The 14,942-nt window shown below is 48.1% G+C and carries 17 protein-coding genes and 1 other annotated feature; of the genes, 10 read left to right on the forward strand and 7 right to left on the reverse strand.

All coding sequences use genetic code 11. The features are described 5' to 3' along the window. Positions 1–130: 130 nt before the first annotated feature. The 5 genes from rplY to H027_RS0101475 all read right to left on the reverse strand — a co-directional run bounded on the left by rplY (position 131) and on the right by H027_RS0101475 (position 3,043). A complete protein-coding gene (gene rplY / locus H027_RS0101455; RefSeq protein WP_024870755.1) occupies positions 131–418 on the reverse strand; it encodes a 50S ribosomal protein L25 in 288 nt (95 codons plus the stop codon). A 112-nt stretch (positions 419–530) separates the two neighbouring features. Then, positions 531–854 carry a diacylglycerol kinase gene (locus H027_RS0101460; protein WP_051449011.1) on the reverse strand — a complete coding sequence of 108 codons (324 nt, stop codon included), beginning with the start codon at positions 852–854 and terminating at the stop codon, positions 531–533. 55 nt (positions 855–909) lie between these two features. After that, positions 910–1,692: an ATP-binding cassette domain-containing protein gene (locus H027_RS0101465; protein ID WP_024870757.1), complete on the reverse strand. Its 783-nt coding sequence runs from the start codon at positions 1,690–1,692 to the stop codon at positions 910–912. Then, positions 1,676–2,692: a vitamin B12 ABC transporter permease BtuC gene (btuC, locus tag H027_RS0101470; RefSeq protein ID WP_024870758.1), complete on the reverse strand. Its 1,017-nt coding sequence runs from the start codon at positions 2,690–2,692 to the stop codon at positions 1,676–1,678. Before btuC ends, H027_RS0101465 begins: the two co-directional genes overlap by 17 nt. A 78-nt stretch (positions 2,693–2,770) precedes the next feature. Next, on the reverse strand, positions 2,771–3,043 hold the full coding sequence (locus tag H027_RS0101475; RefSeq protein WP_024870759.1) for a hypothetical protein: 273 nt from the start codon (positions 3,041–3,043) through the stop codon (positions 2,771–2,773). Positions 3,044–3,306: 263 nt separating this feature from the next. Continuing rightward, positions 3,307–3,435, forward strand: a sequence feature (His leader region). 16 nt (positions 3,436–3,451) lie between these two features. On the opposite strand from H027_RS0101475, the gene hisG reads away from it, so the two are divergent. From hisG to H027_RS0101520, 9 genes are all read left to right on the forward strand, one after another. Beyond that, the gene (gene hisG, locus H027_RS0101480; RefSeq protein WP_024870760.1) at positions 3,452–4,348 is read left to right on the forward strand and encodes an ATP phosphoribosyltransferase; all 897 of its coding nucleotides are present in this window, start codon (positions 3,452–3,454) and stop codon (positions 4,346–4,348) included. A gap of 12 nt (positions 4,349–4,360) precedes the next feature. Beyond that, on the forward strand, positions 4,361–5,662 hold the full coding sequence (hisD, locus tag H027_RS0101485; protein ID WP_024870761.1) for a histidinol dehydrogenase: 1,302 nt from the start codon (positions 4,361–4,363) through the stop codon (positions 5,660–5,662). Continuing rightward, positions 5,662–6,720 carry a histidinol-phosphate transaminase gene (hisC, locus tag H027_RS0101490; RefSeq protein WP_024870762.1) on the forward strand — a complete coding sequence of 353 codons (1,059 nt, stop codon included), beginning with the start codon at positions 5,662–5,664 and terminating at the stop codon, positions 6,718–6,720. Before hisD ends, hisC begins: the two co-directional genes overlap by 1 nt. 13 nt (positions 6,721–6,733) lie before the next feature. After that, positions 6,734–7,807, forward strand: a complete 1,074-nt coding sequence (gene hisB, locus H027_RS0101495) for a bifunctional histidinol-phosphatase/imidazoleglycerol-phosphate dehydratase HisB (RefSeq protein ID WP_024870763.1) — start codon at positions 6,734–6,736, stop codon at positions 7,805–7,807. Between the two features lie 10 nt (positions 7,808–7,817). After that, entirely contained in the window at positions 7,818–8,420 is a 603-nt protein-coding gene (gene hisH / locus H027_RS0101500; protein ID WP_024870764.1) for an imidazole glycerol phosphate synthase subunit HisH, read from the forward strand. Further along, positions 8,420–9,157: a 1-(5-phosphoribosyl)-5-[(5-phosphoribosylamino)methylideneamino]imidazole-4-carboxamide isomerase gene (hisA, locus tag H027_RS0101505; protein WP_024870765.1), complete on the forward strand. Its 738-nt coding sequence runs from the start codon at positions 8,420–8,422 to the stop codon at positions 9,155–9,157. Before hisH ends, hisA begins: the two co-directional genes overlap by 1 nt. Further along, entirely contained in the window at positions 9,139–9,912 is a 774-nt protein-coding gene (gene hisF, locus H027_RS0101510; RefSeq protein ID WP_024870766.1) for an imidazole glycerol phosphate synthase subunit HisF, read from the forward strand. Before hisA ends, hisF begins: the two co-directional genes overlap by 19 nt. Position 9,913: 1 nt before the next feature. Continuing rightward, positions 9,914–10,525, forward strand: a complete 612-nt coding sequence (gene hisIE, locus H027_RS0101515) for a bifunctional phosphoribosyl-AMP cyclohydrolase/phosphoribosyl-ATP diphosphatase HisIE (RefSeq protein ID WP_024870767.1) — start codon at positions 9,914–9,916, stop codon at positions 10,523–10,525. Positions 10,526–10,699: 174 nt separating this feature from the next. Then, the gene (locus H027_RS0101520; protein WP_024870768.1) at positions 10,700–11,944 is read left to right on the forward strand and encodes a diguanylate cyclase; all 1,245 of its coding nucleotides are present in this window, start codon (positions 10,700–10,702) and stop codon (positions 11,942–11,944) included. 3 nt (positions 11,945–11,947) lie between these two features. On the opposite strand, the gene gpmA is transcribed toward H027_RS0101520, so the two are convergent. Both gpmA and H027_RS0101530 read right to left on the reverse strand, forming a co-directional pair. Next, on the reverse strand, positions 11,948–12,700 hold the full coding sequence (gpmA, locus tag H027_RS0101525; RefSeq protein ID WP_024870769.1) for a 2,3-diphosphoglycerate-dependent phosphoglycerate mutase: 753 nt from the start codon (positions 12,698–12,700) through the stop codon (positions 11,948–11,950). A 186-nt stretch (positions 12,701–12,886) separates the two neighbouring features. Beyond that, positions 12,887–13,792, reverse strand: a complete 906-nt coding sequence (locus H027_RS0101530; RefSeq protein WP_024870770.1) for a DMT family transporter — start codon at positions 13,790–13,792, stop codon at positions 12,887–12,889. A gap of 145 nt (positions 13,793–13,937) precedes the next feature. Between H027_RS0101530 and H027_RS0101535 the strand changes: the two genes are divergently transcribed. Then, positions 13,938–14,858: an AraC family transcriptional regulator gene (locus H027_RS0101535; RefSeq protein WP_024870771.1), complete on the forward strand. Its 921-nt coding sequence runs from the start codon at positions 13,938–13,940 to the stop codon at positions 14,856–14,858. Positions 14,859–14,942 lie beyond the last annotated feature (84 nt).

A 14,942-nucleotide genomic window follows, 5' to 3' on the forward strand; every position in this document is an offset into this window, starting at 1 on the left:
GCAATGTCCGCTACATTCGGACATGTCGGGCAAAAGTCTAATGAAATGTGAATGCAGGTGCAAACAGAGATAACGTTTTACCCCTAAAAATAAAGGCAGCCGAAGCTGCCTTTATTTCATTATCCGGGCATTACGCGCGGATGAAGTCCAGATGAACTACTTTTGGCTTAACTGGGTGACGTTGAACTGCAGCTACTTTAGCTTTCACTTCTTTACCGTCAACAACCAGAGTCAACACTTCGCTGTAGAAAGCTTGTTCTTGCTGAGCAACGATCACTTTGTTGTGATCCAGAACCAGAGAAACAGCTTCCTGACCTGCACCGTACAGGATTGCAGGAACTTGTTCTGCACGACGCAGGCGGCGGCTCGCACCTTTCCCCAGGTCTGCACGAACTTCAGTTTGGAATGTAAAAGACATAATTATCTCACTTCTTAAATAATGAATGTATGGCATCAGATGCGACCGTCCGATACCTCTTAATAGCGGCGCGAATACTACCATTCATTCGAGGTAGCAACAAGCAAAACCATTACCACAATCGCAGCCAGTTTTGCCCGATGACGGCACACCAAACGATTGCATTGAGTGTCAGCGTTATAAATACGGCAGCAGAACCCATGTCTTTTGCTCGTCCTGAAAGAGGGTGCATTTCACCACCGAACCGATCTACGACCGCCTCCACCGCAGAATTCAGGATTTCCACAATCACCACCAACCATGCCAGTACTAATAAAAGAAGTTGTTGTGTAAGCCCTGTTCCAACAATAAATGCTGCCGGAGTTAATAACAGCATCAATATCATCTCTTGCCTGAAGGCAGCTTCATGCCTCCACGCAGCTTTGATACCTTGCATGCTGTAAATGCTAGCTTTATAAACACGATAAAAGCCTTTGTTCCCCGGTTTCACTTCAATCCCCTTTTGAATGGGTGGTATGACTAACTTGCCATGGAAGAAATAATGCCTGGCCTTCAGCCTGACAACGAATGGTTTTTAAACAGAAAACGTCCTCAATTAAACGCTCGTTAAATTGATCTACCGTATCAGAAAAAACGAGCTGGCCTTGTTGTAGACACCAAATCACATCACTATGGGCTACCGCCAGATTAAAATCATGAATCGATGTCAGGATTGTGAGCCCCTGACGTTTCAATTCATTTAACAGGGTTAATAAGATGATTTGATGATGCCAGTCTAAACCGGCCAATGGTTCATCCAGTAATAGAAAACTTGCATGTGGATTTAATTCAGGCCAAACCTGAAGTAATGTTTTGGCCAACAACACCCGTTGCTGTTCACCACCCGATAACTGGCTGAAATCACGGTTCAGATAATCGCTTAATTCCAGACGCGAACATACATGTTCAATCGCCGATTGTAACGAAGATTCACGAACGTTCAGAGGCATTGCACCTAAGGCAATTACCTGATTGCAGGTGATCGGCAGTAGCTGTGCTGAACGTTGTGGCAGCATGGCTCTTTTAACGGCGGCATACTGCATCGACCACTGCCGGATATCCTGATGATCCCAAAGTAGTTGCCCTGTGGATCTGACCAACCCTGCCATACCAAGTAATAAACTGGATTTACCACTTCCGTTTGGACCAATGATTGCAATGTGCTGACCAGCAGCAACAGATGCGGTAATTGGCCCAACTCGATTTGGAATACGAAAATCAATCAGCGAAAGCATAACGACGAACTAATAAATAAATAAAGATAGGCGCACCAATCGACGCCGTGACAACACCAACTGGTAATTCACCGGCACTGATAAAAGAACGCGATAATATATCCGCGATTAACAATAACAGACTTCCAGCCAACACAGAGGCAGGGATCGTGAAAGCCGGACCATCTTTCCCGGCTAATCGCACCAAATGAGGGACAACCAGACCAATAAAACCAATCACACCGGCCAGCGCAACACACATACCACTAATAAAACAGACAGCCCAGACTAACCGGCGTTGTGTTTTGCGAAGATCTAACCCCATTAGCTGAGCTTGATATGCTCCCAATTGCAACAGTGCCAGTTTGCGATGCTGACTAATCAGCCAAGCGCACACAATAATGAACGGGAGCCACCAATATGCCGGTTGGATCTGCCCATAGGCCAGACTGCCCATCATCCAGAACATGATTTCCCGTAGTGCCTGGTCATCAGAGAAATAGAGTAACCAGGTTGTCAGTGCATTAGTCGCAATGCCGATAGCAACGCCTAATAACAGTAATCGACTGCTGCCAAGTTGCCCGCGATAAGATAAACGCAGTAATAATAACGTGATCAATAAAGCCCCGATGAATGCGGCAACACTGATTCCCCAAGCAGGAATCGCGATACCAGAATGGTGTCCGATAAAGATGAAGAAAACAGCAAGAAAACTGGCGCCACTAGAAATACCAATCAACCCCGGCTCTGCAACGGGGTTATGCAGTAATATTTGCAAGACGGCACCGCATAATGCTAATCCGCCCCCGACCGCAATAGCGAGCAATGTCCGAGGCAAACGTAATTCGAGAATGACTTGTTGTTGTATCTGAGACAGTCCATGCCACCAGTCAGCAAAACCAATATGATAACTACCCGATGAGAGACTGATCATTGACGTCAGTGAGACACAGAGCAATAAGGTGAGCAGCCAAATTTGACGCCGCCTGCGTTGTTGATGCTGGATAGATTGCAAAGACACAGAGTGGATCCAATTCAACTGTTGTTTATGGCCGGATTGTATCACTCTGCCATCTGATGATTCCAATAAAGCACGACATCAGATAAATATATCAATATGTTCCGGGTGTTTTTCATTCTCTGAGTCAGTCGAAGCAGCCTCGGCAACCTCATTTTCCTCTTCCAATATCCCTTGTTCTTTCGCTTCAAAATGATGAGGTTGTTGCTGCTGAGGATGATGCTGCTCAGTATCAATTTTATCTGCTTTAGATTGCGGCTCTACCTTAGGCACATCATGATGGATGATGTCATTAAGATTCACCGGCGGTGTCGGCCTCGGCAATATAGGGAAGAGCATGTCTTGATTGGGCATATCGGGTCGCCTCGCTTTAGCTCCCTCAGTATTTAATTATCGACCAGCAGGTATAAAAAATAAGCAGAAATAGAAAAAATACCCAGTTCGATCCCTTTTGATTTTCACAAATGAATAATGATGCATTTATTCCATTTTAAAATTCAAAAATGCTTTTCCTGTATTCTGTACTTGCTTTTTTCGTCAGGCACGGTATTTTGTTACCCATTGGGACAATAAAGAAGCAAATTAGCAATCATGACCTTACTGAAGACTGTGCATCACCATCACCGCCATCATCCGGAATAGTCTTTCAGGAGGATTGCTGCTGGAAGACACCGACGTGACTTCCCAGTGGTTCCCAAGCCAATCACTAAACCCTCGGAAGCCACTACTTCCGAGGGTTTTTTCATTTACAAGGATATAACTATGGATAGCAAACGTCTGCGCATCGCGATGCAGAAATCAGGTCGCCTGAGTCAGGATTCACAAGAACTGCTGAAAAGCTGTGGTTTCAAAATCAATCTGCGTGAAGACCGCCTGATTGCGCATGTAGAAAATATGCCAATCGATATTCTGCGCGTTCGTGATGACGACATCCCCGGCTTGGTGATGGACAAGGTAGTCGACCTCGGGATTGTAGGTGAAAACGTTCTGGAAGAAACCATGCTGGAACGCCAATCATTGAATCTGGCAACAGCATTCAAGAAGCTGAAAGATCTGGATTACGGTGGATGCCGCCTGTCACTGGCCATTCCTCGTGAAGAAGAATGGACGGGTGTTGCTGCGCTGCAAGGCAAAAAAATTGCGACGACCTACCCTCACTTGTTAAAACGCTTTCTTGCGGAAAAAGGTGTCACCTTCAAACCGGTATTACTGACTGGTTCAGTTGAAGTTGCTCCGCGTGCTGGTCTGGCTGATGCCATCTGTGATCTGGTCTCTTCAGGTGCAACACTGGAAGCCAACGGCCTGAAAGAAGTTCAGGTTATCTATCGCTCTAAAGCGACCTTAATCCAGGCTGATACCGAACTGTATCCGGAAAAACAGAAGCTGGTTGATCGTCTGCTGCCACGTCTGGAAGGTATGCTGCAGGCTCGCGAAAGCAAATACATCATGTTGCACGCCCCTAAAAATAAACTGGCTGAAATCACGGCGTTGCTGCCAGGCGCTGAGAATCCGACTGTAATGCCGCTGGCCAGCGACAGCACTCACGTTGCAATGCATGTTGTGGCTACCGAAACCCTGTTCTGGGAAACCATGGAAAAACTGAAAGCGCTGGGTGCCAGCTCTATTCTGGTGCTGCCAATCGAAAAAATGATGATGTAACGGGAGCAGAACATGCAGATCGTTCAGTGGGCAAGTCTGAATGCGGAACAGCGTCGTGAAACGCTGACCCGCCCGGCAATGAGTAACTCTGCGGAAATCACCAGTATTGTCAGTAATATCGTGAGCCGCATTCGCAGTGAAGGTGATAATGCGCTGCGTGAATTCACGGCCAAATTCGATAAAGTCAGCGAAGGTAATTTACGTTTATCAGCAGATGCGATCAAAGTAGCCTGTGAACGTACCAGCCCAGAGCTGAAAACCGCTATTCAGCATGCCTATAGCAATGTGGCGACCTTTCATCAGGCACAAAAGCCCGCACCTCTGGCATTAGATACACAGGCTGGTGTGCGTTGCGAACTGCATTACCAACCGATCAACCGCGTTGGTTTGTATGTGCCAGGCGGCAGTGCGCCATTAGTTTCAACCGTGCTGATGCTGGCGATTCCGGCCAAAATTGCCGAATGCCGTAAAGTCATTCTTTGCTCACCACCACCCATCGCTGATGAAATCATCTACGCTGCAACACTGTGCGGTGTCAGTGAAATCTACACCATGGGTGGCGCACAGGCGATTGCAGCGATGGCCTACGGGACTGAGTCAGTATCCAAAGTGGATAAAATCTTCGGCCCTGGCAATGCATGGGTGACCGAAGCCAAACGTCAGGTCAGTATGGATTTTCGCGGTGCGGCGATTGATATGCCAGCCGGCCCCTCTGAAGTGCTGGTCATTGCTGATGAGACTGCCAACGCGGGATTTGTCGCAGCCGATTTGCTGTCTCAGGCAGAGCACGGTCCGGACTCACAAGTTGTATTGGTCACACCTTCTATCAAATTGGCCAACCAGGTCGATGCTGAGCTGGAAAAACAACTGGCAGAACTGAGCCGTGCCGACATTGCCCGCAAAGCTCTGGAAAGTAGCCGCTCTATCATCTGTACCGATTTGGCAGAGGCTTGCGTCATTTCCAATGAATATGCGCCTGAGCACTTGATCGTACAGACCGTTGAGCCACGCGCGTTACTGAACAAGCTGGAAAATGCCGGTTCCATCTTCTTAGGTAACTGGACACCGGAATCCGTCGGTGATTACGCCAGTGGCACCAACCACACGTTGCCAACTTACGGTTATGCCAAAACGGCTTCCAGTCTGGGTCTGGCTGATTACCAGCGCCGTTATACCGTGCAGGAACTGAGCGCTGATGGTCTGAAAGGCTTGGCAACTACCGTGACAACAATGGCAGATGCCGAAGGTCTGACTGCGCACAAACGTGCCGTCACTATTCGTATGGAAAGCATTAACAGCCAGGAGGCGAAATAATGAGTCTGACTAAACTGGCTTGCCAGCGCGTACAGGATTTGACCCCTTATCTTTCTGCTCGTCGTATCGGTGGTAAAGGGCATGTTTTTCTGAATGCAAATGAAGCGCCGAAAAGCGAACAATATACACTGGATTGCAGCCGTCTAAACCGCTATCCGGAATGTCAGCCGCCGGAAGTAATCGAATCTTATGCTGCTTATGCTGGCGTACAACCGGAGCAGGTACTGGTCAGCCGTGGTTCTGACGAAGCGATCGAATTGCTAGTACGCACCTTCTGTGAACCGGGCAAGGAAGAGATCCTGATCTGCCCGCCAACCTACGGCATGTATTCCATCAGCGCAGAAACCTGTGGTGTCGGTATCAGGACCGTTCCACCATTAGCGGATTTCCAACCAAATGTTCCAGCCATTCTGGAGCAACTGGATGGCGTGAAGGTTATTTTCTTCTGCTCACCGAATAACCCGACTGGCACGGTGTTGGATCGGAAAAAACTGATCACCGTACTGAATGCCACACAGAATAAAGCGATTGTCGTGGTGGACGAAGCCTACATCGAATTCTGCCCGCAATTCAGCATGGTTGACCTGATCAGTGATTATCCGAATCTGGTGGTGACCCGTACGTTGTCGAAAGGTTTTGCATTGGCAGGACTGCGCTGTGGCTTCACGATTGCGAACCCGGAAGTGATCAGTCTGCTTTTGAAAGTGATCGCCCCCTACCCGATTGCAGAACCCGTAGCGCAGATTGCCGCACAGGCATTAAGCCCTGCCGGTCTGGAAAAGATGCGCACCCGCATTGCATGGCTGAACAAACTTAAACAGAAATTCAAAGCCGACATTGCCAGTTTGTCATGCGTAAAAGATATTTACGATGATAACGGTAACTTTGTGCTGATCCGCTTTACCGATAGCGCCAAAGTATTTGCTGCTATGGTGGAGCAAGGCATTATTCTGCGTGATTTTGCGAACAAGCCGATGCTGGATAATTCCGTGCGTGTCACGATTGGTGACGAAGCAGAAATGCAGGCAGTGTTAACTGTGCTGCAATCACTGGCCTGACAGGGAGAACGCCGTGAGCCAAAAGCAAAAATTTCTCTTCATTGACCGCGACGGTACTTTGATTGAAGAACCTGTGATTGATAAGCAGGTTGATAGTCTTGATAAACTGCGCTTCGAGCCAATGGTTATTCCGGCGCTGCGTGATCTGCAGGCGGCTGGTTTTGTGCTGGTGATGGTAACCAACCAGGATGGTCTGGGTACCGACAGTCTGCCATTGGAAAACTTCCAACCGCCGCAAGATCTGATGATGCATATCTTTGAATCACAGGGTGTGAACTGGGAAGCAGTGCTGATCTGCCCGCACTTCCCACACGATGATTGCACTTGCCGCAAACCGAAACTCGGTATCGTCAAAGATTATCTGCATTCCGGCCGAATTGACCACGCCAATTCCTATGTGATCGGCGATCGCATCACCGACGTGCAATTAGCTGAAAACATGGGTATTCACGGTATCCGTTACAACCCAGAGACCTGCAACTGGAATCACATCCGTGACATGCTGCTAAATCAGGGCCGGAAAGCTCATGTGATCAGAAACACCAAAGAAACTCAGATCAGTGTGGATGTCGATCTGGATAAATCCGGTGGCAATCAAATCGCGACCGGCATTGGTTTCTTCGACCACATGCTGGATCAAATCGCGACTCATGCCGGTTTCAGCCTACAGCTGACTGTGAAAGGCGATCTGCATATCGATGATCACCACACCGTCGAAGATACAGCACTGGCACTAGGCGAAGCCCTGAAAAAAGCGCTGGGTAACAAACGCGGTATCGGCCGTTTCGGCTTCCTGCTGCCGATGGATGAATGTCTGGCGCAAGTTGCTATCGATTTATCCGGCCGTCCGTTCCTCGTGTTTGATGCCAAATTTGGTCGTGAACAGGTGGGTGAATTCAACACTGAAATGGTCGAACATTTCTTCCGCTCACTGACTGATGCCATGGCGATCACGCTAAATCTGTCTGTGACGGAAGGTAATACGCATCACCAGGTCGAAGCGTTGTTCAAAGGTTTTGGTCGCGCATTACGTCAGGCAATCAATGTAGAAGGCACTGAACTGCCCTCTTCCAAAGGTGTTCTGTAAGGGGTTCAGCATGAAACTGACTATTATTGACACCGGTTGTGCCAACCTGTCTTCGGTCAAAATGGCAATCCAGCGTTTAGGTGTGGAGCCGGTTGTCAGCTGCGAAGCGGCTGACATCAAATCAACAGATAAACTGATCCTGCCGGGTGTGGGTACGGCCAAAGCCGCAATGCGTAATCTGCAGGAACGTAAGCTGGTTGATCTGATCCGTGAAGCCAAACAGCCTCTGCTGGGTTTCTGTCTCGGCATGCAGATGCTGGCGCAAGCCTCCGAAGAGAGCATGGATGGCGAAGCTGATATTCAGTGCCTCGGCATCATTCCCGGTAAAGTAAAACTGATGCAAGTCGGCGATCTGCGTTTGCCACATATGGGCTGGAACCAGATTGAACATGACGGCACCCACCCGCTGTTTAAAGGCATTCCTTCCGGTAGCTATTTCTACTTCGTGCATTCATATGCACTGGAAGTCACCGAAGCGACACTGGCGCGTTGTGATTATGGCCAGCCATTCAGCGCTGTGGTAGGTAAAGACAATTTCTTTGGTGCGCAATTCCACCCGGAACGTTCCGGCAAACTGGGTGCGCAACTGATCCGTAATTTCCTGGAGATGTAATGATTATTCCGGCTATTGATTTAATCGACGGTAAAGTAGTTCGCCTCTATCAGGGAGACTACGGTCAGAAAACCGAATATTCCGCTGATCCGCAAGGTCGTTTCGATGACTACGTGGCGCAAGGTGCTACTCAGTTGCATCTGGTTGATCTGGATGGCGCCAAAGACAGCACCAAACGCCAACTGACAGTGATCCGCAAGCTACTGGCCAATACCAAAGCACCGGTACAGATTGGTGGTGGTGTGCGTACCGAGCAGGATGTTAAAGATCTGCTGGATGCGGGCGCGAACCGTGTCGTTATCGGCTCTACCGCCGTTAAAGATCCGGCAACGGTGGCTGGTTGGGTGGAAAAATACGGTGCCGATAAAATCGTGCTGGCGCTGGATGTGAACATCGATGCTCAAGGTCAACGCAAAATTGCAGTTGCTGGCTGGCAGGAAGACAGTGGTGTCACCATCGAAGCCCTGTTGGCGCATTATCTGCCGGTGGGTCTGAAACATGTGCTGTGCACCGATATTTCCCGCGACGGCACGCTGCAAGGCAGTAACGTTTCTCTGTATCGTGATCTGGCCGCTCAATTCCCGCAAATCAGCTGGCAGGCTTCCGGTGGTATCGGTGGGATTTCCGATATCGAAGCTCTGAAAGGTTCCGGTGTGGGCGGCGTGATCCTCGGTCGTTCACTGCTGGAAGGCAAATTCACCGTGAAGGAGGCTATCGCATGCTGGCTCGACGTATAATCCCTTGTTTAGACGTTAAAGACGGTGTCGTGGTAAAAGGCGTTCAGTTTCGCAATCACGAAGTGATGGGCGACATCGTGCCGCTTGCCAAACGTTATGCCGATGAAGGCGCTGACGAGCTGGTGTTTTATGATATCACCGCGTCCTCTGATGCCCGTGTGGTGGATAAAAGCTGGGTCAGCCGTGTGGCTGAAGTGATTGATATTCCCTTCTGTGTTGCAGGCGGGATCAAATCGGTAGAAGATGCCAAACGTATACTGGAGTTTGGTGCCGATAAAGTTTCTATCAACTCCCCGGCATTGGCAAACCCTGAACTGATCACTGAACTGGCCGATCGTTTTGGTGTGCAATGTATTGTCGTCGGTATCGATTCCTATTTTGATGCCACAACCGGTCAATATCAGGTGAAACAATACACAGGGGATGAAACCCGCACCCGTATCACTCAATGGACAACACCTGACTGGGTGGTGGAAGTACAAAAACGCGGCGCTGGTGAAATCGTACTGAACATGATGAATCAGGATGGCGTACGTCAGGGTTATGACTTAACTCAGCTCAAGTTAATCCGTGACTTATGTAAAGTGCCGTTGATCGCTTCTGGTGGTGCTGGTGAGATGGTGCATTTCCGTGATGCTTTCCAGATCGCCGATGTTGATGGCGCACTGGCTGCTTCCGTATTTCACAAAGGCATCATTCCGATCCCTGAATTAAAAGCTTATCTGCGTAGCGAAGGAGTGCAGATCCGTGACTGAGATGAAAATTGTTGACCCGAATCGTCTGGATTGGGAAAAAACAGAAGGCATGATCCCGGCGATTGTGCAGCATGTTTATACGGGTGAAGTGCTAATGCAAGGCTACATGACCCGCGAAGCACTGGAAAAAACCATTGAGACTGGCCATGTGACTTTCTTCAGCCGCAGCAAAGGCCGCCTCTGGACCAAAGGTGAAACCTCGGGTCATGTGCTGCAGCTGCGAGCTATCACCACTGATTGTGATAATGACAGCCTGTTGGTTGCTGCCGATCCGATTGGCCCTACCTGCCACCGTGGTTGCCCATCCTGCTTTGACGAACACCCTACTCTGCCACTGGCTTTTCTGGCTGAACTGGAGCAAATCCTCGCGGGTCGCAAAAATGCCGATCCGGAATCCAGCTACACAGCCCGTTTGTATGCCAAAGGCACCAAACGTATTGCGCAGAAAGTTGGCGAAGAAGGTGTTGAAGTCGCACTGGCGGCAATGGCCAAAGATCGCAATGAACTGATCAACGAATCAGCCGATCTGCTGTATCACCTGACCGTGTTGCTGCAAAACGAAGGTCTGCAATTGGCTGACGTCGTGAACTGCCTGAAAGAACGTCATAAATAATATTAAAAACGGAACAGACATTCGTGCTGTTCCGTTTCTCTCCAAAATTACCGCAACAAACAGTTAACAAACAAACACTCCGCACAGAATCGGAACTCTGCCATCAACAGTCCCGCCCGCTAGGTTTATACTCAAATCAATCACTGATGCATCCTGACTTTATGTATTGGGTCTATGAATAAAATACTTTTGATTGAAGACAGCCAGATGATATCTCGCGCACTCAGTTCAAATATCAGTAAAGAACTGGATGTGGAAGTAGATAGTGCCTATACCCTGGCAGAAGCTAAAGCTCGCCTTGCAACAACGCATGACTATTTTGCTGCCTTAGTCGACCTGACATTACCTGATGCCCCCGATGGCGAGGCTTTGGATGAAGTATTGCAATGGCATATTCCAGCCATTGTCATGACCGCCAGTTTCAGTGAAGAAAAACGCGACGAATTACTGGAACGAGGGCTGGTTGACTACATCATCAAAGATTCCAAAACATCATTTAACTATGTTGTCAGCCTGCTACGCCGCCTCTATCTGAATCAGTTTATCTCTGTGCTGGTCGTCGAGGATTCATTCACCGGAATGCAATTCGTTACCAAACAATTGAAACGCTGGTTACTGACCGTGCATGAAGCCGCCGATGGCGTAGAAGCACTCACGATACTTAATCAACATCCTGAGATCAAAATGGTGCTGGCGGATTATCACATGCCCGTGATGAATGGCATGGAGCTGGTTAAAGCCTTACGTGAAAAACGCGATAAAGAAGACTTGGCCATCATTGGTATTTCTGCAATCAACGAGAAATCATTATCTGCGCGTTTCATTAAATATGGCGCGAATGATTTTCTGACTAAACCATTCGCTCCGGAAGAATTACAGTGCCGTATCAACCATAATCTGGAAACACTGGAGCTGCTCTCTAAACTGCGCGAAATGACCTATCGCGATTATCTGACTCAACTCTTTAATCGCCGCTATTTGTTTGAAAAGGTGGAAAAACAGTTCCGTTCTGCCAAATCTGCAGGCCAACCGATCTCGCTCTGTGTCATGGATATTGATCACTTCAAACGGATCAATGATTCGTACGGACATCATGCCGGAGACCAGGTTTTGCAAATGGTCTCTGCTCTCTTCATGGAGCATTTTCCAGACTGCATTACCTTCCGTTTAGGCGGGGAAGAATTTGGTTTGATCACGTTTAACATTCCATTTGAAATTGCATTATCCCGCATTGAACAATTCAGAATAGATTTAAAAGATACGCCCATGAATTTAGGGCATCCGGTCTATATTAATGCCAGTTTTGGCGTAACCGATGAGCTAACCGACCGGCTGGATGAAATGCTGCAGGCAGCAGATCGGTTACTTTATCTGGCAAAACAACAAGGCCGGGATCGGATCTGTACTAATACGGAATAAGCATCATCCGGCCTTTCCCTGATTGGCAACAGCGTGTGCTTTCGCGGCTATCTCTTCAGGGTTACCCAAATAGTAATGTCTAATCGGGTTCATGTTGTCATCGAACTCGTAGACGAGCGGTACTCCCGTCGGAATATTCAGTTCTAGAATATCTTTCTCACTAATACCATCGAGGTGTTTGACGAGTGCGCGTAAAGAATTGCCATGAGCCGCAATAATGACGCGCTCACCCGATGCCACCCGGGGCTGAATGACATTCGTCCAGTATGGCAGTACCCGTTCAATGGTGATTGCCAGACTTTCTGTCAGCGGTAATTGCTCTTTGCTTAATTTGCTGTAACGCGGATCGTGCCCGGGAAAACGTTCATCCTGTTCCGTCAATACCGGAGGCGTTACCGCAAAGCCCCGACGCCACAGCAACACCTGTTCATCACCATATTGCTGTGCAGTTTCGGCCTTGTTTAACCCTTGTAACGCTCCGTAATGGCGTTCATTCAGATGCCAATCTTTTTCAACCGGAATCCATTCCAGCCCCATCTCTTCCTGTATATACCAAAGCGTCGCAATAGCCCGTTTAAGTACGGAAGTATAAGCATGGTCGAATGTATAACCTTCGGCCTTGAGCAATTTACCAGCCTGATGGGCCTCTTCGATCCCTTTTGCCGAAAGCTCTACATCAGTCCAGCCCGTAAACCGGTTTTCCTGATTCCAGACACTTTCACCATGACGAATTAACACTAATTTTTTAACCGCCATATCATTGCCTCACTGTATCGCTATTCATTAATGATAATTATTATCACCATGTAATGAGTGACGCAATCTCGTTTGATCTATTAATCCATAAACTGATACCTATGGATGCAAATTAGGCTTCTCCTCATCCGTACGAGCGATGCTGATGAGGAGATTGAACATAATATTTGCGATAAAGAATATTCTTTATGCGTCGGCAATGGCTTTATTTTTTCTCCAGTTTCCGGATTTCGGATAAAACACCAGCACATTGCCGGCCATGACCAGAAACAGACCGAACAAACCACTCGCCGTCCATTGATAACCTTCAAACCAGACCGAGATATTCAGTGCCACAACAGGAAACAGCACGGTGCTGTATGCCGCCTTTTCCGGGCCGATACGCCCAACCAGCATCAGATAGGCTGTAAAACCGATGACGGAACCAAAGAATGCCAGATAAACCAATGCACCCCAGTAACGCATTGAAGGATCAAAATTAAAACTTAATCCAGACACTAAACTCCCCACCAACAATACGGTAGCACCCACCAGCATAGCCCAGCCGTTCGTTTGAATTGGTGTAGCCCCCAGAGCCTGCAAACGAGCCGAGATCATGTTGCCGGAGGAGAAAAACAGCGTACCCAATAAGGCCAAACCCAACCCTTTTAATACCTCGAATGAGGCGGCATGACTGGTAATTTCCGGCCAGAACAGGAAAACAAGCCCGACCAGCCCCATGATGCCACCTTGCCAGACTTTAGGCTGGATTTGACGCCCCATCAAAAAACGTCCACACAAGGCATTCCAAAGTGTGGAGGTAGAAAATATGACCGCAATCAGGCCACTGGGTATCCAATAACTTGCATTATAAAAACAGAGAAAATTACAACAGAACAACAAGACGCCTTGTAACAGGATCAGGTGCAACACCTTTCCTTTGGGAAAGGTCAGTTTGCCCCGTATTGTCTGATACGCCAGCAACAAAAAGGCGGCCAGCAAAAAGCGTCCGGCAATGGAAAATGGGATGGCAGTGACACCCAACTGCCATTTCAATGCGATCCACGTTGTACCCCAGATCAAGACAGTAGAGAGATAAAGCAGGCTATTCATCATAAACTCCTTCAAACAACGAATAGCACCATGATGGCCTGTATCTCATAAAAGCCATTGTCTGTTCTTGCGATTATTTTGACAGGAGCCTTTTGTTTCACCGAATTGACGATACACTGCGATCTCTGACTGAAGGAATGGTGGTATGCCTGATTCACAGTTACACGTTGTTAGTGCGCTGACGGAAGCTAATGCAACTTTAAAATGTCAATCGCTGCTCGGTGATGGCTTCGTCGCGGCATGCTGGCATCGTAAGCAGTTGAACGATACGGCATATTCACATCCAGGACACCATACCCTCTCTTATTATCTCTCCGGTGGAGATCGTGTCCGGCGACGAGATCAACCAAACAACTGGGGGGCGCCGGGAAAGTTATGCCTGTTACCTGCAGAGCATGAATCGTATTGGGAAATTCGTGGAGAAATAAAATTTCTGCATCTTTATATCCCACCAGAACTCTTTTCAAAGCAGATCGTTCAAATATTGGATGCAGAACCCCGCCTGTTTTCGCTGGCCGATCGCACCTATATGGACGATGAAAAACTGGCACGCGCCTGTCAGCAACTGGTTCAGATGGATTGGAACAACCCGCTGCAGCGTTTGTCGGCCAATGCGTTAAGCCATGACATTTTATTCTATCTGCTCAAAACTCAAACTTGTCGTATACCAATGCCCGTCGTTAAGGGCGGATTATCCAACTGGCAACGCCGTTTTATCCGTGATTGGATCGAAATACACCTTGCCGATAACATCTCATTGTCAGATATGGCTGATCAGCTGCATCTTTCGGCTTATCATTTTGCGCACATGTTCCGTATCAGTTTTGGCCTCCCACCCCATCAGTGGATCATGCATCGCCGGTTGCAATATGCACGGGAACAATTACAACACACTGATCATGATTTGATGACCGTATCATTAAATAGCGGTTTTGCGACCAGCAGCCATCTTTCCAAAATCATGAAACAGCAACTATCCATCGCCCCCGGCCAATACAGAAGCTGGTCTAAATCGCTGATTTATAGCGAATTATCCTGTCATTTAACCTCTCGCTCCAAATATTAATTTTTCATGCGCTTGCAAGGTTCAGCATAGAGGCGCATAATTAGTTGCATAGGCAATTAATGCCTCATCAATTAATGAAAGGTA

This window comes from Tolumonas lignilytica, from assembly GCF_000527035.1.
Classification (GTDB): Bacteria; Pseudomonadota; Gammaproteobacteria; order Enterobacterales; family Aeromonadaceae; genus Tolumonas; species Tolumonas lignilytica.

Coding starts and splice junctions, on each gene's coding strand:
- H027_RS0101475 (WP_024870759.1), bottom strand. CDS start 3,043: ATGCCCAATCAAGACATGCTCTTCCCTATATTGCCGAGGCCGACACCG.
- H027_RS0101535 (WP_024870771.1), top strand. CDS start 13,938: ATGCCTGATTCACAGTTACACGTTGTTAGTGCGCTGACGGAAGCTAAT.
- hisC (WP_024870762.1), top strand. CDS start 5,662: ATGAGTCTGACTAAACTGGCTTGCCAGCGCGTACAGGATTTGACCCCT.
- hisD (WP_024870761.1), top strand. CDS start 4,361: ATGCAGATCGTTCAGTGGGCAAGTCTGAATGCGGAACAGCGTCGTGAA.
- H027_RS0101465 (WP_024870757.1), bottom strand. CDS start 1,692: ATGCTTTCGCTGATTGATTTTCGTATTCCAAATCGAGTTGGGCCAATT.
- hisF (WP_024870766.1), top strand. CDS start 9,139: ATGCTGGCTCGACGTATAATCCCTTGTTTAGACGTTAAAGACGGTGTC.
- H027_RS0101520 (WP_024870768.1), top strand. CDS start 10,700: ATGAATAAAATACTTTTGATTGAAGACAGCCAGATGATATCTCGCGCA.
- hisIE (WP_024870767.1), top strand. CDS start 9,914: ATGAAAATTGTTGACCCGAATCGTCTGGATTGGGAAAAAACAGAAGGC.
- gpmA (WP_024870769.1), bottom strand. CDS start 12,700: ATGGCGGTTAAAAAATTAGTGTTAATTCGTCATGGTGAAAGTGTCTGG.
- H027_RS0101460 (WP_051449011.1), bottom strand. CDS start 854: ATGCAAGGTATCAAAGCTGCGTGGAGGCATGAAGCTGCCTTCAGGCAA.
- hisH (WP_024870764.1), top strand. CDS start 7,818: ATGAAACTGACTATTATTGACACCGGTTGTGCCAACCTGTCTTCGGTC.
- rplY (WP_024870755.1), bottom strand. CDS start 418: ATGTCTTTTACATTCCAAACTGAAGTTCGTGCAGACCTGGGGAAAGGT.
- hisA (WP_024870765.1), top strand. CDS start 8,420: ATGATTATTCCGGCTATTGATTTAATCGACGGTAAAGTAGTTCGCCTC.
- H027_RS0101530 (WP_024870770.1), bottom strand. CDS start 13,792: ATGAATAGCCTGCTTTATCTCTCTACTGTCTTGATCTGGGGTACAACG.
- hisG (WP_024870760.1), top strand. CDS start 3,452: ATGGATAGCAAACGTCTGCGCATCGCGATGCAGAAATCAGGTCGCCTG.